Here is a 14,391-nt window from a genome sequence, read left to right on the forward strand (position 1 = left end):
TTAAGCGCAGGGTCCAACGGGTCCCGCTGCCACCCCATCAGGACCGGCGCGCGCCCCGGCCCGAAGGGCCTGAACCCGGCCAAGGCGATCGCGGAGATCAAGAAGCTGATGCTGGCGCGCGCCGCATAAATTCGCTCGTCATTCCCGCGGAGGCGGGAATCCAGTGACTTTGTTTTTGCTTCAAAAGAAACCCGCTTCACGGCGGGGTTCTTCGTTTGGCAGGATGGGGCGGGTCATGACCCGCCCGCCGGATTCCGCGAGGTGGCGGATCGAGACCCGCCCACCCCAAGCCTGCCATCGGTCAAGCAGTAAAATGTGCGGCATTCCGCAGTGATGGAAGGTCCCGTGACCGAGCCGACCCCCGACGAAATCGAACTCAAGCGCCTGCGCTGGCGCTGCTGCCGGCGTGGGATGAAGGAACTCGACAGCCTGTTCGGCCGCTACCTTGACCACGCATGGGCGCAGGCCTCCGAAGCCGAACGCGGGGTTTTCCTACGGCTGATCGAAGTGGAGGACGATAAGCTCTGGCGCTGGCTCATGGGCTACGAGGAATGTCCCGATGTCGAACTCTTTCCGCTGCTCGTCACCATCCGCGACCTGCCGCATTGAATGGCGCCCCTCGCGCTGGCTGCTCGTCGCGCTGGCGCTGATCGCACTGCTGGCCGCGTTCTCCCTCCTCGAATCGGAAATGCCGCGCCTGGTCGCCTGGCCGTTGACGCTGCTCGCGCTGGGTTATGGCGTGTGGACGATCCGGCGAGAGGCGAGGCGACCCGTCCGCGAGTTCGTCTTCCCGGGTAACGCATCGCCGGTATTGCTCGACGGCCAGCCGGTCGAGGATGTTGCCATCCACTGGCGCGGGCCGCTCGCCTTCGTCCGCTGGAAGGGCCGCGCGGGCCGGGCAGGGCGGCTGTCGTTCTGGCCTGACACCCTGCCGCCGGCACGGCGGCGTGAACTGAGGCTGGCCGCGGGGCAGGGCGAGGCTGCGCGCGAGCCGCGGGTAATGGCACCATAGCGGGGATATGTTCAAACCCATTCCCGTCGCCATCGGCCTGCGCTACCTGCGCGCCAAGCGCCGCAACGGCTTCATTTCCTTCATCTCGCTGGCCTCGATCCTCGGCATCGCCCTGGGCGTGGCGGTGCTGATCACCCCCCTGGCGGTGATGAGCGGCTTCCAGCGCGAGATCCGCGACCGCCTGCTCAGCATGACCGCGCACGCCACCGTCAGCGGCGCCGGCGAGAACCTGCACGACTGGCGGCACGCCGTGGCGGTGGCGATGAAGGACCCGCGCGTGGCCGGCGCCGCGCCGTACATCGACGTGCAGAGCCTGCTCGGCGGCAACCGCGACCCGCAGGGCGCGATGGTGCGCGGCGTGCTGCCCAGCGAGGAGCCGAAGGTCTCGGTGCTGGCCGACAAGATGAAGCAGGGCCGGCTGGACTCGCTGCAGGCCGGCGAATTCAACATCCTGCTCGGCCAGGAACTGGCGCTGTGGCTGGGCGTCGGCGTCGGCGACAGCGTCAACGTCACCACCGGCAATTTCCAGGGCACGCCGCTCGGTGCGGTGCCGCGCGCCAAGCGCTTCAAGGTCACCGGCCTGTTCGGCGTCGGCCACAACGACATCGACCGCAACCTCGCCGTCGTGCACCTGTCCGACCTGCAGCGCCTGCTGCGCATGGGCGACGACGTTACCGGCGTGCGCCTGAAGCTGCACGACATGGACCAGGCCTGGGACGTCGCCCGCGACCTGGCGCTGGCCCTGCACGACCGCCCGTACCAGGTCAGCGACTGGACCCGCGAGAACGCCAACCTCTACCAGTCGCTGAAGATGGAAAAGACGGTGATGGGCATCCTGTTGTCGCTGATCATCGCGATGGGCGCGTTCAACCTGGTGTCGTCGCAGGTGATGCTGGTCACCGACAAGCAGGCCGACATCGCGATCCTGCGCACGCTGGGCCTGAGCCCGCGCGGGGTAATGCAGGTGTTCATGGTGCAGGGTTCGCTGATCGGCATCATCGGCACCGCGCTTGGCGTGGTCGGCGGCGTGCTGCTGACCCTGAACCTGGAGCGCATCCTCGGCCTGATCGAGGCGCTGTTCAACGTGACCCTGCTGCCGTCCGACGTGTACTACATCACCGGCCTGCCGTACGAACTGGAGGCCAGCGACGTGGTCATGATCGCCTGCGTCGCGCTGGCGATGAGCTTCCTCGCCACCCTGTACCCGGCCTGGCGCGCGGCGCGCACGCAACCGGCGGAGGCGCTGCGCTATGAGTGATGTTGTCATCCGCGCCGAGGGCCTGGCCAAGACCTACGCCGAGGGCAAGCTGCGCACGCCGGTGTTCGACGGCCTCCACCTGGCGGTCGATGCCGGCGAGACCGTGGCCATCGTCGGCGCATCCGGCGCCGGCAAGAGCACGCTGCTGCACCTGCTCGGCGGTCTCGACACGCCGACCGCGGGCGAGGTGTACGTGTCCGGGCAGAAGATGTCGGCGCTGTCCGACGCGGCGCGCGGCGCGTTGCGCAACAGGGCGCTGGGCTTCGTCTACCAGTTCCATCACCTGCTGCCGGAATTCACCGCGCTGGAGAACGTGATGATGCCGGTGCTGCTGGCCGGCGCGCCGGTGTACGACGCCGCGCAGCGCGCGCAGGCGTTGCTCGAAAGCGTCGGCCTGGGCCACCGCCTCGGCCACAAGTCGGGCGAACTGTCCGGCGGCGAGCGCCAGCGCGCGGCGGTGGCGCGGGCGCTGGTCAACAAGCCGGCCTGCGTGCTCGGCGACGAACCGACCGGCAACCTCGACGAGAAGACTGCGGCGACGGTGTTCGAGCTGATGCTGGAACTCAACCGCGCGCAGCGCACCAGCCTGGTGCTGGTGACCCACGACATGCGCCTGGCGAAGCGGCTGGACCGCGTGCTGGAGCTGCACGAAGGCAAGCTGCGCGAACTGGCCGCGGCCTGAGTCCGCTCAGCGGAAGCGCTGCGGAATCGTCTCGGCGAACGGGTAGAAGCGGAACCAGGGCTTCGCCTCGTCCAGCGTGCGCTTCACCGACGGCCGCTCCACCAGCCGTTCGAAATACGCGGCCAGCCGGTCGCAGCCGGCGGGGAAGGGCCGCAGCGTGCTGGCGTAGAACAGCGCCGGCGCGGCGGCGCAGTCGGCCAGGCCGAAATCGTCGCCGACGATCCACTCGTGGTCGCCGAGCTGGCGGTCGATCACCGCATAGGCGGTGTCGAGTGCGGCACGCGCATGGCCCATGTCGTTGTTGGTGCCGCGCAGGCGGTCGTTGACGATTTCCTGCATCGGCCCCTGCACGTGGTTGTCGAACACGCGGTCCCACAGCCGCGCTTCCAGCGCTTCGCCCCAGTCGTGCGGAACCAGCGGGCGCGGTCCCGGGAAGAACCGGTCCAGGTATTCGATGATCACCGAGGTCTCGGGCAGGTCGATGCCGCGGGCGTGGTCGCGGATCACCGGGAACTTGGCCAGCGGCCACAGCGCCTGCAGTTCCGCACGCTGCTGTGCATCGCCGAGGTCGACGAGCTTCTTCTCGAATTCGGTGCCGTTTTCGTACAGCGCGATCAGCACCTTGTGGCAATACGAGGCGAGCGGGTGGTAGTAGAGCGTCAGCGACATGATTCGTTTCCCGGGCTAGGTTTACCGGTACGACGCCCGAGCGGGCCCGGAATCGACATGTTGGCCGATCCGCCCGCCGAATGACCAAGGGCACCCAAGCGTACAATCCGCACCATGCCCAGAGCCACCACCGCCCACATCCGCGCCGACAACCTGCGTCACAACCTGGGCATCGCCCGCAGCCGTGCGCCCGGCGCGCAGGTGATGGCGGTGGTCAAGGCCGACGGCTACGGGCACGGGCTCGAACGCGTCGCCCAGGCGCTGGAGGGCGCCGACCTGTACGGCGTCGCCGCGCTGGCCGACGCCGAACGCCTGCGCGCCGCCGGCCTGTCGCAGCCGATCGTGCTGCTGTCCGGTTTCGACTCGCCGGAAGACCTCGCGCACCTGCGCCAGCTCGACGTCGCCACTGTCGTGCACAGCCACGAACAGCTGCGCATGCTCGAGGCCGCCGGTCCCGGCGAGCCGATCCGGTGCTGGCTGAAGGTCGATTCCGGCATGCACCGGCTCGGCTTCGCGCCGGGGCAGGTGCGGGAAGCGCACACCGTGCTGGCGTCGCTGCCGCACGTGGCCGGCGAAATCGCGCTGATGACCCACTTCGCCAGTTCCGACGAATATGCCGACAGCCCGTCGCGCGGCAAGCAGACCCTAGAGCAACTGCGCACCTTCGAGGAAGCGACCGCCGGCCTGCCGGGGCCGCGTTCGCTGGCCAATTCCGCCGCCGTGCTCGGCTGGCCGCAGGCGCACGGCGACATCGTCCGCCCCGGCGGCATGCTCTACGGCATGTCGGTGGTCGACGGCGCCAGCGGCGATGCCTTCGGCCTGCGCCCGGCGATGGACTTCTGCACGAAGCTGATCGCGGTGAACCGCTTCGCGAAGGGCGAGCCGATCGGCTATTCGGCGACGTGGCGCTGTCCCGAGGACATGCCGGTCGGCGTGGCCGCGGTCGGTTACGGCGACGGCTACCCGCGGGTCGTGCCGCCGGGCACGCCGGTGCTGGTCAACGGGCGCCGCGCCAGCGTCATCGGCCGTGTGTCGATGGACCTGATGACCATCGACCTGCGCACCCAGCCCGACGCGCGCGTTGGCGACCCGGTGCTGTTGTGGGGTGAAGGCCTGCCGGTCGAAACCATCGCCGCCGCCGCCGGCACCATCGGCTACGAGCTGGTCTGCTCGATCACCCGGCGGGTGCGCTTCGTCGAGGATTGAAGGCCGGGCTGCACATGGATTTCACGCCGGGAACATAAATTAACCGTTCATGCCGGCGGGGATTGATTCCGGGTTGTCCGCGCAGTCCCGCCACAACCTGAATGAGGGGCGCCTGAAGTCGTTCCCTGTCACCTGAACATGGTTATCTTTCGTCGCCGTAGGACCCTTCAGGCCGCAAGCCCTGATGCCATTACCGGCCGCCACGCCACGCGCGGCCGCCATACAAGGAGATAGAGGCAATGAAGACTTCCCTGAAACTCGCCGTGCTGGGCGCTTTCGCCCTCACCCTGCTGAGCGGCTGCGCCAGCTACACCGGCCAGACCAGCGATCCCAACGACCCCAACCGCACCCGCACGGGCGCGCTGATCGGCGCCGGCATCGGCGCGGTGGCGGGCCTGCTCAGCGGCAAGGACGCCACCGAACGCCGCCAGCGCGCGATGGTCGGCGCCGGCATCGGCGGCCTGGCCGGCGCGGGCATCGGCGCCTACCAGGACAAGCAGGAAGCCGAGTTGCGCAGGCAGACCGCCGGCACCGGCATCGACGTCACCCGCGAGGGCGACGTGATCAAGCTCAACCTGCCGGACGGCGTCACCTTCGACTTCAACAGCGCCGCGCTGAAGCCGCAGTTCTATCCGGCGCTGAACAACGTCGCCAGTACGCTGGCCGAATACAACCAGACCATGATCGAGGTTTCCGGCCACACCGACAGCATCGGCAGCGACGCGGTCAACCAGCGCCTGTCCGAACAGCGCGCGGCGGCGGTCAGCAACTACCTGATCGGCCGCGGCGTGCAGAGCGTGCGCCTGCAGACGATCGGCATGGGCAAGAACTACCCGATCGCCGACAACAGCACCGAGGCCGGCCGCGCCAAGAACCGCCGCGTGGAAATCCGCGTGGTGCCGGTGCAGGCGCAGTCGTAAGCCTCGTACCCATTGCGACACCCGGACGGGCCGCGGAAGCGGCCCGTTTCTTTTCGCGCCTGTCAAGCTTTTGCCGCCGCGGCCGGCTTGCGACAATCGGGCTCCTCCGCAAGACGAAGGCACCACCGAAAGGACGCAATGCAGGACAACAATCCGAAACTCGCCCGCCAGATCGCCGCCACCATCGCCGCCGAGATCGGCGCGCAACCCGCGCAGGCCCAGGCCGCCATCGCGCTGCTCGACGAAGGCGCGACGGTTCCGTTCATCGCCCGCTACCGCAAGGAAGTCACCGGCGGGCTCGACGACACGCAGTTGCGCAACCTCGAAGCGCGCCTGACCTACCTGCGCGAACTCGAGGAACGCCGCGCCGCGGTGCTGGCCAGCATCGAAGAGCAGGGCAAGCTGAACGACGAACTGCGCGCCGAGATCGAAGCCGCCGACAGCAAATCGCGGCTCGAAGACCTGTACCTGCCGTACAAGCCCAAGCGCCGCACCAGGGCGCAGATCGCCCGCGAAGCCGGGCTGGAGCCGCTCGCGGACGGCCTGCTCGCCGACCCGGCGCAGGCGCCGGAGGAATTCGCGGCATCCTTCGTCGACGCGGAAAAGGGCGTGGCCGACGCGAAGGCCGCGCTGGAAGGCGCCCGCGCGATCCTGATGGAGCGCTGGGGCGAAGACGCCGCGCTGGTCGGCGAACTGCGCGACTGGATGAACGACGTCGGCGTGATCCGCGCGCGCGTCGCGCCGGGCAAGGAAGAGACGGGCGCGAAATACCGCGACTACTTCGACCATGCCGAACCGCTGGCGAAGATTCCGTCGCACCGCCTGCTCGCGCTGTTCCGCGCGCGCCGCGAGGAAGTGCTGCACCTCGACCTCGATCCCGGCGGCGATGCCGAAGCCGGCCACCTGCAGGCGGAGGGCCGCGTCGCGAAGCATGCGGGCGTTTCCGCGCAGGGCCGCGCCGCCGACAAGTGGCTGCTCGATGCCTGCCGCCTGACCTGGCGCGCGAAGCTGCACATGCACCTGCTGCTGGACCTGTTCAACCGGGCGCGCGAGAAGGCCGAAGCCGAGGCCATCGCCGTGTTCGGCGACAACCTCAAGGACCTGCTGCTGGCCGCGCCGGCCGGGCCGAAGGCGGTGCTCGGCCTCGACCCGGGCCTGCGCACCGGCGTCAAGGTCGCGGTGGTCGACAGGACCGGCAAGCTGGTCGATACCGCGACCATCTACCCGCACGAACCGAAGCGCCAGTGGGATGCATCGCTGCACGCGCTGCGCGCACTGTGCCTGAAGCACAACGTCGAACTGGTCTCGATCGGCAACGGCACCGCCAGCCGCGAGACCGACAAGCTGGCCGGCGACCTGCTCAAGCTGGTACCCGAACTGAAGATGCAGAAGATCGTGGTCAGCGAGGCCGGTGCGTCGGTGTATTCGGCATCGGAATTCGCCGCGCGCGAGTTCCCCGGCCTCGACGTCAGCCTGCGCGGCGCGGTGTCGATCGCGCGGCGCCTGCAGGATCCGCTGGCGGAACTGGTGAAGATCGAGCCGAAGGCGATCGGCGTCGGCCAGTACCAGCACGACGTCGACCAGTACCGCCTCGCCAAGGCGCTCGACGCGAAGGTCGAGGACTGCGTCAACGCGGTCGGCGTGCATGTGAACACCGCCTCGGCCGCGCTGCTTTCGCGCGTGTCCGGCCTGTCGCCGACGGTGGCCGAGAACATCGTCGCGCACCGCGACGCCAACGGCCCGTTCAAGCGGCGCAAGGACCTGCTGAAGGTGCCGCGCCTGGGCGACAAGACCTTCGAACAGTGCGCCGGCTTCCTGCGCATCGCCGACGGCGACGAGCCGCTCGATGCGTCATCGGTGCACCCGGAAGCCTACCCGGTGGTCGAGCGCATCCTCGCGGCCGACGGCAGGCAGGTGAAGCAGATCATCGGCGACACCGCGTTCCTGCGTTCGCTCAAGGCCGAGCAGTTCACCGACGACCGGTTCGGCCTGCCGACCGTGCGCGACATCCTGAAGGAACTGGAAAAACCCGGCCGCGACCCGCGCCCCGAATTCAAGGCCGCGAAGTTCGCCGACGGCGTCGAGGACATCAAGGACCTGAAGGTCGGCATGGTCCTCGAAGGCGTGGTCAGCAACGTCGCCGCGTTCGGCGCCTTCGTCGACATCGGCGTGCACCAGGATGGGCTGATCCACATCTCGGCGCTGTCCGACAGATTCGTCAAGGATCCGCGCGAGGTGGTGAAGGCCGGCGACATCGTCAAGGTGAAGGTGCTGGAGGTCGACGTGGCGCGCAAGCGCATCGCGCTGACTCGCCGCCTGGACGATGCGCCGCAGGCCGGCGGCGACCTTCGCGCCCAGCGTGCGGCATCGCGCAACGATCGCGGTCCGCGCGGGCAGGGTGGCAAGCCTTTCGCCCCGGCCAGGCCGGCCGCCGACAGCGCGCTGGCCGCGGCGTTCGCCAAGGCGCGCGGCGGCAACTGAGTTTTTCACCGGTGCAAACGAAAAGGCCGGAACCGCAGGGTTCCGGCCTATTCTTCGAGATGGTGGAGCTGGCGGGAGTCGAACCCGCGTCCGAAGGCACTCCATCCCCGGTACTACATGCTTATCCCGTCGTTGGATTTCATCCTGCGGCAGCACGAGGGGCAGAGCGCACCGCAGGACAATCCCGTTCGATTTAACCCGGGCCGACGGGCGGCGGCGGCGGGCGGTTCCGTGATAGTGACCCTACGCTGCGAGCACGGACACAAGCAGTTTCGGGGCTTAGGCCTTAAGCGGCCAGAGCGTAGTTGTCGTCGTTGGCAACTAGATTTTTGCCGCTGGATTTACGAGGAAAGCTGCCCCCTCGGCATGCACCAGGCAACTTCGCAACCCCCGTCGAAGCCAGTGCAGCCCCTTGGGAAGTACGTCATTCCTGACTGGGCCAGTGTAGGGGCGGGGCGGGGCGGTTACAAGGAGCGGGAACGGGCGGAAAGGAACGGGAAACGAGCGGGGTTCAGCTTTCCCTCTTTCCCCGTTTGTCGCCGCCCGTTCCTGGCTTCGTCAGGCGTTCTTGTTGTGGGCGCGCATGGCGCGCTGCTTCTCGCGCTGCCAGTCGCGCTCCTTCTCGTTGGCGCGCTTGTCGTGGGTCTGCTTGCCCTTGGCCAGCGCCAGTTCCAGCTTGACCTTGCTGCCCTTCCAGTACATCGCGGTGGGGATCAGGGTGTAGCCGTCGCGCTCGACCTTGCCGACCAGCTTGTCGATCTCGTGCCGGTGCAGCAGCAGCTTGCGCGTGCGGCGGTCGTCGGCGAGGACGTGGGTCGACGCCTGGATCAGCGGGGTGATCTGCGCGCCGAACAGGAACAGTTCGCCATGGCGGATCACCGCATAGCTCTCGCTGATGTTGGCGCGGCCGGCGCGGATCGCCTTCAACTCCCAGCCCTGCAGTTCCAGGCCGGCCTCGTGGCGCTCCTCGAGGTGGTACTCGTGGCGGGCGCGCTTGTTCAGGGCGATGGTGCCGCCGTTTGCTTTATCCTTGGCGGGTTTTTTGGACATCGGGCTATTGTCGCCGATGCCCGCCGCCCAAGCGAGTCCAACGTTCCCCGATATGCACAGCATCCGCCGCAGCGCCCTGGTCGAGCATTCCGCCGCGCGCATGTTCGACCTGGTCAACGACATCGCGGCCTATCCGCGCCGCTTCGGCTGGTGCCGGGGGGCGGAGGTGATCGAGGCGAGCGAGGAGCGCATGGTCGCGCGGCTGGACCTGGGCCTGGGCGCGTTGAGCACCTGGTTCGCCACCGAGAATGCGCTGGAACGGCCGCATCGCATCGACATGAAGCTGGTCGACGGCCCGTTCCGCAAGCTGCACGGGCGCTGGGACTTCCACGCGCTGGACGAGGAGGCGTGCAAGGTCACCCTCACCCTGGAATTCGAGCCGACCAACCGCCTGCTCGGGCCGGCATTCGCGCTGGGCTTCCAGGGCCTGGCCGACCGCATGGTCGACGACTTCGTTCGCGTTGCCGACAGCGGGGCCTAGCGATGAAGGTCGAAGTGGTGCTGGCGTGGCCGCGGCGCTTCGAGTCCGCGGTCCTCGAGTTACCGGAAGGCGCGACGCTGGCCGATGCGCTGGCGGCGTCGGGATTCACGGATACCGGGGAAGTGGCCGGTTACGCCGTGTTCGGCGTGGTTGCCGGGGCGTCGACGCGGCTGCATGACGGCGACCGGGTGGAGCTGCTGCGGCCGTTGCAGGCCGATCCGAAGGAGGCGCGGCGGCGGCGCGCGCAGAAGCCGAGGCCCTGAACGAAAAACGCGGCTCAGCGGCCGCGCTTGTTCTTGCCCTTGTCCTTGGCCAGGTTCGGACCGAACTGGCGCACGGTCTGGCTGGCCAGTTGCAGGTCCTGTTCCGGGAAATACTCGCCTTCCCAGCTGACCACCGCGTCGTTCTCGAAGAACACGGTCAGGTTCTTGATCTCGGTGGTGCCGCGGCGGTTGGTGCGCTCGCTGGCGACGTAGTCCCAGCGCTGCGCATGGAACGGATCGGCGACCGACGGCGTGCCGAGCAGGGCCATCACCTGCTGCTTGCTCTGGCCGACGGCCAACTGGTCGGCGTTGCTCTTTTCGATCAGGTTGCCCTGGTAGATCGGCTGCTTGTAGAGGATGCCGCAGCCGGCGGTGGCGGAGGCGAGGACGGCGGCAAGCAGGGCATTGCGGATCATGGAGGACATCGCGACTACACGGGCTGTGGATCCGGCGATGATACACTGCCGGCACTGTTGCAAACCCCTGCGGGGCGGCTGGCGCTAAACCGCCAATGAACGGAACGGCCATGGAATCCCACGACCTGAAGAAAGTCGGCCTGAAGGTGACCCATCCGCGCATGCGGATCCTGGAGCTGCTCGAGCAGAAGAAGGACCAGCACCACCTCAGCGCCGAGGACATCTACCGCCAGCTGCTGGAGCACGGCGACGAAATCGGCCTGGCCACGGTGTACCGCGTGCTGACCCAGTTCGAGGCCGCGGGGCTGGTGGTGAAGCACAACTTCGAGGGCGGCCAGGCGGTCTACGAGATCGACCGTGGCGACCACCACTACCACATGGTCGACGTCGGCACCGACAAGATCACCGAGTTCGAGAGCCCGGAAATCGTCGAACTGCTGAGCAAGATCGCCGCCCAACATGGCTACGTGCTGGAAGAGCACTCGCTGGTGCTGTACGTGCGCAAGAAGAAGTAGGTGGCAGGGGCGAGGGGCGGAGGAAGCTGGTCCTTGCAGAGTGGTTCTTGGGGAGTATGGCTATGAAGCGTGCCTTATCCCTGGTCGGGCTTGCCGTCCTGCTCTGCACCTTGTTGACGGGCTGTATCGGTACCTCAAGCTCGATCGCAAGGCCAAATTCTGCCGAGCCGGGTTCCCGGCTCTGGTATACGATCGAAAACCCGGGAGGGATGACGCCTCAGGGCTTACAGGTTCTTCGTGCGCGACTCGATGAGCGATTTGCAGGCGTTCTTGTGCCTGAAAACTCGCAAGAAGCCGTCCGCGTCAAGATTACGGTTACCCGTTATTACATGCGCCCTGGTGCCGCACGTGCGTTGGTGGGCATCATGGCAGGCAAGGATCGCGTGTTGAGCACTGTGCAGGTACTGGATCCGGTTACCGGAGAGGAGTTGGGGCGCCTCAATGTTGAATCCGGCAATGCGACGGCAGTGGGGTCGGCCGGAGGGTTGTTGCGTGGCCACGCGGACGAGATCGCAGACTTCGTGTTGGCCGGGGGTGCATTGGATGCGCCGAAAGGCGATCCGACTATGCCGGCTGCCGAGCAGGCCCCGCAACCGGGCCAGATGAAGTGACATCCCAGGGGATTGTAAGGAACTGCTAGCTCGCCGCGGAAAGCAGTTTCCTCGCCGCCGCGCGCGCTTCCTTGCCGACCTCCACGCCGCCGAGCATCCGCGCCAGCTCCTCTTCGCGCTGCGCCGGCGAAAGCGCCTCGACCGAGCTGCGGGTGACGCCGCCGGCTGCGGCCTTGCTGACCCGGTAGTGTGCGTGGCCCTGCGCCGCGACCTGCGGCAGGTGGGTCACGCACAGCACCTGGCGCTTCGCGCCGAGCGCACGCAGCTTCTGCCCGACGATCTCGGCGACCGCGCCGCCGATGCCGGAATCGACCTCGTCGAAAACCATCGTCTGTACCGCGTCCGAGCCGAGCGCGGCGACCTCGATCGCCAGCGAGATGCGCGACAGCTCGCCGCCCGAGGCGACCTTGCGCAGCGCGCGCGGCGGCTGCCCGGCGTTGGCCGCGATCAGGAACTCGATCCGCTCGGTGCCGAGCGGATCGGGGCGTTCCGCGTCGTTCGGCTCGAATTCGACCCCAAACTTGCCGCCGCCCATGCCCAGCTCGGAGATCAGCGCGGTGACGGCCCTGGCCAACCGGGCGGCGGCGGCCTTGCGCCTGGCGGTCAGTTTCGCCGCCGCGTCGCGCCAGGCCTGCGCGGCCTTCGCGATCTCGTCGTTGAGCTTGAGCAGGCGCTCGCCGGCGCCGCGCAGCGACTCCAGCTCCGAGCCGATGGCGTCGCGGCGCTCGCCGAGCTGTTCCGGCAGCGTGCGGTGCTTGCGCGCCAGGTCGTGGAGGTGGCCCAGCCGCAGTTCCAGTTCCTGCATCTGCGCCGGATCGGCGTCGAGGTCGTCGCGGATGCGGTCGAGCAGGGCCAGCGCCTCGTCGAGCTGGATCGCGGCGGCGTCGAGCAGGGCGTCGACCTCGCGCAGGCGCGGTTCGTGCTCGGCGACGCGGGCCAGATCGTTGCGGCTTTGCTGCAGTTCGCGCAGCGCCGACGTGCCGTCGTCGCCGTTGAGGCGGGCGAAGGCGAGGTTGCAGGCGTCGATCAGGCCGGCCGAGTGCGCCTGGCGGCGATGGTCGGCGACCAGTTTGGCGATCGACGCCGGCTCGAGGTCCTCGCGTTCCAGCTCGGCGAACTGGTGCCCGAGGTAGTTGGTGCGGTCGGAGACGTCGCCCTGTTTCGACAGCGCGTCGCGCTCGTCGAGCAGTTCGCGCCAGCGGCCAGCGGCCCGGCGCACTGCGGCCAGTTCGGTTTCGTCGTCGGCGAAGCCGTCCAGCAGGGCCAGCTGGTTCGGGCGCGACAACAGCGCCTGGTGCTCGTGCTGGCCGTGGATTTCGACCAGCAACGCGGCCAGCTCGGCCAACTGCGCCAGGGTGACGTTGCGGCCGTTGATCCAGTTGCGCGAACCGCCGTCGGCGCGGATCACCCGGCGCAGCAGGCACGTGCCGCCGTCGTCCAGTTCGTTGTCGCGCAGCCAGGCCGCGGCCGGCGAACCGGCTTCGACGGCGAATTCGGCGGAAAGCTCGGCACGGTCGGCGCCGTGGCGGACGACGCCGCTGTCGGCGCGCAGGCCGGACAGGAAGCCCAGCGCGTCGACCAGCAGCGACTTGCCGGCGCCGGTCTCGCCGGAAATGACGGTCATGCCGGGCCCGAATTCGAGTTCGGCGGCGGAAACGACGGCGAAGTCCTGCAGGTTCAGGCGGGTCAGCATGGGCGGGCATTGTATCGGCAGCCGGCGCAATCCCCGAGACGCGCGGCACGGCTTGCAAAGCCGGCCCGGCGGGGCTATCAAAAGGCATGTCCCGCTCGCCCGCCAACCTCGATCCGCGCTCGCGCCACCTGCTGCGCACGCTGATTTCGCGCTACATCCGCGACGGCGAGCCGGTCGGTTCGCAGACCCTGGCCCGTTCCGCCGGCCTCGACGTCAGCCCGGCGACGATCCGCAACATCCTCGCCGACCTCGAGGAGGTCGGCCTGCTGGCCTCGCCGCACACCTCGGCCGGGCGCGTGCCGACCGCGCAGGGCTACCGCGTCTTCGTCGATTCGCTGGTGCAGGTGCAGCCGCTGGGCGAGGGCGAGGTGACCCGGCTGCGCAGCGAGCTACCGGCCGGCACCGGCACCCAGGCGCTGCTCGGCAATGCCTCGGAACTGCTGTCGGCGATGACCCATTTCGTCGGCGTGGTCAGCGCGCCGAAGCGCGAGCAGTTCGCGTTCCGCCACATTGATTTCGTGCCGCTGGACGGGCGCCGCGTGCTGGCGATCCTGGTGTTCGCCGACAACGACGTGCAGAACCGGGTGATCGAGCCGCGTCGCGCCTACGATCCGTCCGAGCTGGAACGCGTGGCCAACTACCTGAACCAGCATTTCGCCGGCCGCCCGCTGGCCGAGATCCGGCTCACGCTGGTGCGCGAGCTGCGCGCCGCCCGCGACGAGATGGAAGGACTGCTGGCCCACACCGTGGAACTGGCCGAACACGCCCTGGTCGCCCCGGGCGACGACATGGTGCTGGCCGGGCAGGCGCGGCTGATGGGCGTGCAGGACCTGTCCGACCTCGACCGCCTGCGCGAGCTGTTCGAGGCCTTCGCCCGCAAGCGCGAGATCCTGCAGCTGCTCGAACGCACCCTGCGCGCGCCCGGCGTGCGCATCTTCATCGGCGAGGAAACCGGGCTGGCGCCGCTGGACGGGGTCTCGCTGGTCACCGCGCCCTACGTTTCCGGGGGGCAGGTACTGGGCGTGCTGGGGGTGATCGGACCCACGCGGATGGCCTACGACCGGGTGATCCCGGTGGTGCAGGCCGCCGCGGACGCGCTGGGCGCGGCCATCGAGGCCACGCCGAAGGCTTGAA

General features: G+C 68.6%; 16 protein-coding genes and 1 other RNA gene. 12 read left to right on the forward strand and 5 right to left on the reverse strand.

Annotated elements, in window-relative coordinates; genetic code table 11:
* Window positions 1-333: 333 nt before the first annotated feature.
* The 4 genes from CSC71_RS13800 to lolD are packed head-to-tail and all read left to right on the forward strand — an operon-like array spanning window position 334 to window position 2,952.
* Entirely contained in the window at window positions 334-609 is a 276-nt protein-coding gene (locus CSC71_RS13800; protein WP_162374987.1) for an FAD assembly factor SdhE, read from the forward strand.
* Window positions 560-1,012, forward strand: coding sequence for a hypothetical protein (locus tag CSC71_RS13805; protein ID WP_162374959.1), 453 nt, complete (start codon window positions 560-562; stop codon window positions 1,010-1,012). The genes CSC71_RS13800 and CSC71_RS13805 overlap by 50 nt, the downstream gene beginning before the upstream one ends.
* A gap of 7 nt (window positions 1,013-1,019) precedes the next feature.
* Window positions 1,020-2,270 carry a lipoprotein-releasing ABC transporter permease subunit gene (locus CSC71_RS13810; protein WP_162374960.1) on the forward strand — a complete coding sequence of 417 codons (1,251 nt, stop codon included), beginning with the start codon at window positions 1,020-1,022 and terminating at the stop codon, window positions 2,268-2,270.
* Window positions 2,263-2,952 (forward strand): lipoprotein-releasing ABC transporter ATP-binding protein LolD, encoded by a 690-nt coding sequence (gene lolD, locus CSC71_RS13815; protein WP_162374961.1) that lies wholly within the window; start codon window positions 2,263-2,265, stop codon window positions 2,950-2,952. The genes CSC71_RS13810 and lolD overlap by 8 nt, the downstream gene beginning before the upstream one ends.
* Window positions 2,953-2,958: 6 nt before the next feature.
* Here the strand turns inward: lolD and CSC71_RS13820 are convergent, their stop codons facing one another.
* The gene (locus CSC71_RS13820) at window positions 2,959-3,621 is read right to left on the reverse strand and encodes a glutathione S-transferase family protein (protein ID WP_162374962.1); all 663 of its coding nucleotides are present in this window, start codon (window positions 3,619-3,621) and stop codon (window positions 2,959-2,961) included.
* Window positions 3,622-3,735: 114 nt separating this feature from the next.
* Between CSC71_RS13820 and alr the strand changes: the two genes are divergently transcribed.
* The 3 genes from alr to CSC71_RS13835 all read left to right on the forward strand — a co-directional run bounded on the left by alr (window position 3,736) and on the right by CSC71_RS13835 (window position 8,228).
* Window positions 3,736-4,827: an alanine racemase gene (alr, locus tag CSC71_RS13825; RefSeq protein ID WP_162374963.1), complete on the forward strand. Its 1,092-nt coding sequence runs from the start codon at window positions 3,736-3,738 to the stop codon at window positions 4,825-4,827.
* A 239-nt stretch (window positions 4,828-5,066) separates the two neighbouring features.
* Window positions 5,067-5,747, forward strand: a complete 681-nt coding sequence (locus tag CSC71_RS13830) for a YiaD family glycine zipper/OmpA-like lipoprotein (protein ID WP_162374964.1) — start codon at window positions 5,067-5,069, stop codon at window positions 5,745-5,747.
* Between the two features lie 138 nt (window positions 5,748-5,885).
* Window positions 5,886-8,228: a Tex family protein gene (locus CSC71_RS13835; protein ID WP_162374965.1), complete on the forward strand. Its 2,343-nt coding sequence runs from the start codon at window positions 5,886-5,888 to the stop codon at window positions 8,226-8,228.
* A gap of 60 nt (window positions 8,229-8,288) precedes the next feature.
* Here CSC71_RS13835 and ssrA read toward each other — a convergent pair.
* Window positions 8,289-8,640: a transfer-messenger RNA gene (ssrA, locus tag CSC71_RS13840) on the reverse strand.
* A gap of 146 nt (window positions 8,641-8,786) precedes the next feature.
* Window positions 8,787-9,278 (reverse strand): SsrA-binding protein SmpB, encoded by a 492-nt coding sequence (smpB, locus tag CSC71_RS13845; protein WP_162374966.1) that lies wholly within the window; start codon window positions 9,276-9,278, stop codon window positions 8,787-8,789.
* 52 nt (window positions 9,279-9,330) lie between these two features.
* Between smpB and CSC71_RS13850 the strand changes: the two genes are divergently transcribed.
* Together CSC71_RS13850 and CSC71_RS13855 are read left to right on the forward strand one after the other, a co-directional pair.
* Window positions 9,331-9,759 carry a type II toxin-antitoxin system RatA family toxin gene (locus CSC71_RS13850; RefSeq protein WP_162374967.1) on the forward strand — a complete coding sequence of 143 codons (429 nt, stop codon included), beginning with the start codon at window positions 9,331-9,333 and terminating at the stop codon, window positions 9,757-9,759.
* Between the two features lie 2 nt (window positions 9,760-9,761).
* Complete coding sequence (locus tag CSC71_RS13855; RefSeq protein WP_162374968.1) at window positions 9,762-10,022, forward strand: RnfH family protein; 261 nt, start codon at window positions 9,762-9,764, stop codon at window positions 10,020-10,022.
* A 14-nt stretch (window positions 10,023-10,036) separates the two neighbouring features.
* Here the strand turns inward: CSC71_RS13855 and CSC71_RS13860 are convergent, their stop codons facing one another.
* A complete protein-coding gene (locus tag CSC71_RS13860; RefSeq protein WP_162374988.1) occupies window positions 10,037-10,435 on the reverse strand; it encodes an outer membrane protein assembly factor BamE in 399 nt (132 codons plus the stop codon).
* Window positions 10,436-10,548: 113 nt separating this feature from the next.
* On the opposite strand from CSC71_RS13860, the gene fur reads away from it, so the two are divergent.
* Together fur and CSC71_RS13870 are read left to right on the forward strand one after the other, a co-directional pair.
* Window positions 10,549-10,953: a ferric iron uptake transcriptional regulator gene (gene fur / locus CSC71_RS13865; RefSeq protein WP_162374969.1), complete on the forward strand. Its 405-nt coding sequence runs from the start codon at window positions 10,549-10,551 to the stop codon at window positions 10,951-10,953.
* 62 nt (window positions 10,954-11,015) lie between these two features.
* Complete coding sequence (locus CSC71_RS13870; RefSeq protein WP_162374970.1) at window positions 11,016-11,564, forward strand: DUF4410 domain-containing protein; 549 nt, start codon at window positions 11,016-11,018, stop codon at window positions 11,562-11,564.
* Between the two features lie 25 nt (window positions 11,565-11,589).
* On the opposite strand, the gene recN is transcribed toward CSC71_RS13870, so the two are convergent.
* Window positions 11,590-13,257 carry a DNA repair protein RecN gene (gene recN / locus CSC71_RS13875; RefSeq protein WP_162374971.1) on the reverse strand — a complete coding sequence of 556 codons (1,668 nt, stop codon included), beginning with the start codon at window positions 13,255-13,257 and terminating at the stop codon, window positions 11,590-11,592.
* 86 nt (window positions 13,258-13,343) lie between these two features.
* On the opposite strand from recN, the gene hrcA reads away from it, so the two are divergent.
* Window positions 13,344-14,390 (forward strand): heat-inducible transcriptional repressor HrcA, encoded by a 1,047-nt coding sequence (gene hrcA, locus CSC71_RS13880; protein ID WP_162374972.1) that lies wholly within the window; start codon window positions 13,344-13,346, stop codon window positions 14,388-14,390.
* Window position 14,391 lies beyond the last annotated feature (1 nt).

Origin of the sequence: Pseudoxanthomonas sangjuensis (genome assembly GCF_010211755.1) — a bacterium.
Taxonomy (GTDB): domain Bacteria; phylum Pseudomonadota; class Gammaproteobacteria; order Xanthomonadales; family Xanthomonadaceae; genus Pseudoxanthomonas_A; species Pseudoxanthomonas_A sangjuensis.

Excerpts from the sequence above, each read along its gene's own strand:
- smpB (WP_162374966.1), bottom strand. The coding sequence starts at position 9,278 with ATGTCCAAAAAACCCGCCAAGGATAAAGCAAACGGCGGCACCATCGCC.
- CSC71_RS13805 (WP_162374959.1), top strand. The coding sequence starts at position 560 with ATGTCGAACTCTTTCCGCTGCTCGTCACCATCCGCGACCTGCCGCATT.
- CSC71_RS13830 (WP_162374964.1), top strand. The coding sequence starts at position 5,067 with ATGAAGACTTCCCTGAAACTCGCCGTGCTGGGCGCTTTCGCCCTCACC.
- CSC71_RS13810 (WP_162374960.1), top strand. The coding sequence starts at position 1,020 with ATGTTCAAACCCATTCCCGTCGCCATCGGCCTGCGCTACCTGCGCGCC.
- alr (WP_162374963.1), top strand. The coding sequence starts at position 3,736 with ATGCCCAGAGCCACCACCGCCCACATCCGCGCCGACAACCTGCGTCAC.
- CSC71_RS13800 (WP_162374987.1), top strand. The coding sequence starts at position 334 with ATGGAAGGTCCCGTGACCGAGCCGACCCCCGACGAAATCGAACTCAAG.
- fur (WP_162374969.1), top strand. The coding sequence starts at position 10,549 with ATGGAATCCCACGACCTGAAGAAAGTCGGCCTGAAGGTGACCCATCCG.
- lolD (WP_162374961.1), top strand. The coding sequence starts at position 2,263 with ATGAGTGATGTTGTCATCCGCGCCGAGGGCCTGGCCAAGACCTACGCC.
- CSC71_RS13835 (WP_162374965.1), top strand. The coding sequence starts at position 5,886 with ATGCAGGACAACAATCCGAAACTCGCCCGCCAGATCGCCGCCACCATC.
- CSC71_RS13820 (WP_162374962.1), bottom strand. The coding sequence starts at position 3,621 with ATGTCGCTGACGCTCTACTACCACCCGCTCGCCTCGTATTGCCACAAG.
- recN (WP_162374971.1), bottom strand. The coding sequence starts at position 13,257 with ATGCTGACCCGCCTGAACCTGCAGGACTTCGCCGTCGTTTCCGCCGCC.
- hrcA (WP_162374972.1), top strand. The coding sequence starts at position 13,344 with ATGTCCCGCTCGCCCGCCAACCTCGATCCGCGCTCGCGCCACCTGCTG.
- CSC71_RS13870 (WP_162374970.1), top strand. The coding sequence starts at position 11,016 with ATGAAGCGTGCCTTATCCCTGGTCGGGCTTGCCGTCCTGCTCTGCACC.
- CSC71_RS13855 (WP_162374968.1), top strand. The coding sequence starts at position 9,762 with ATGAAGGTCGAAGTGGTGCTGGCGTGGCCGCGGCGCTTCGAGTCCGCG.
- CSC71_RS13850 (WP_162374967.1), top strand. The coding sequence starts at position 9,331 with ATGCACAGCATCCGCCGCAGCGCCCTGGTCGAGCATTCCGCCGCGCGC.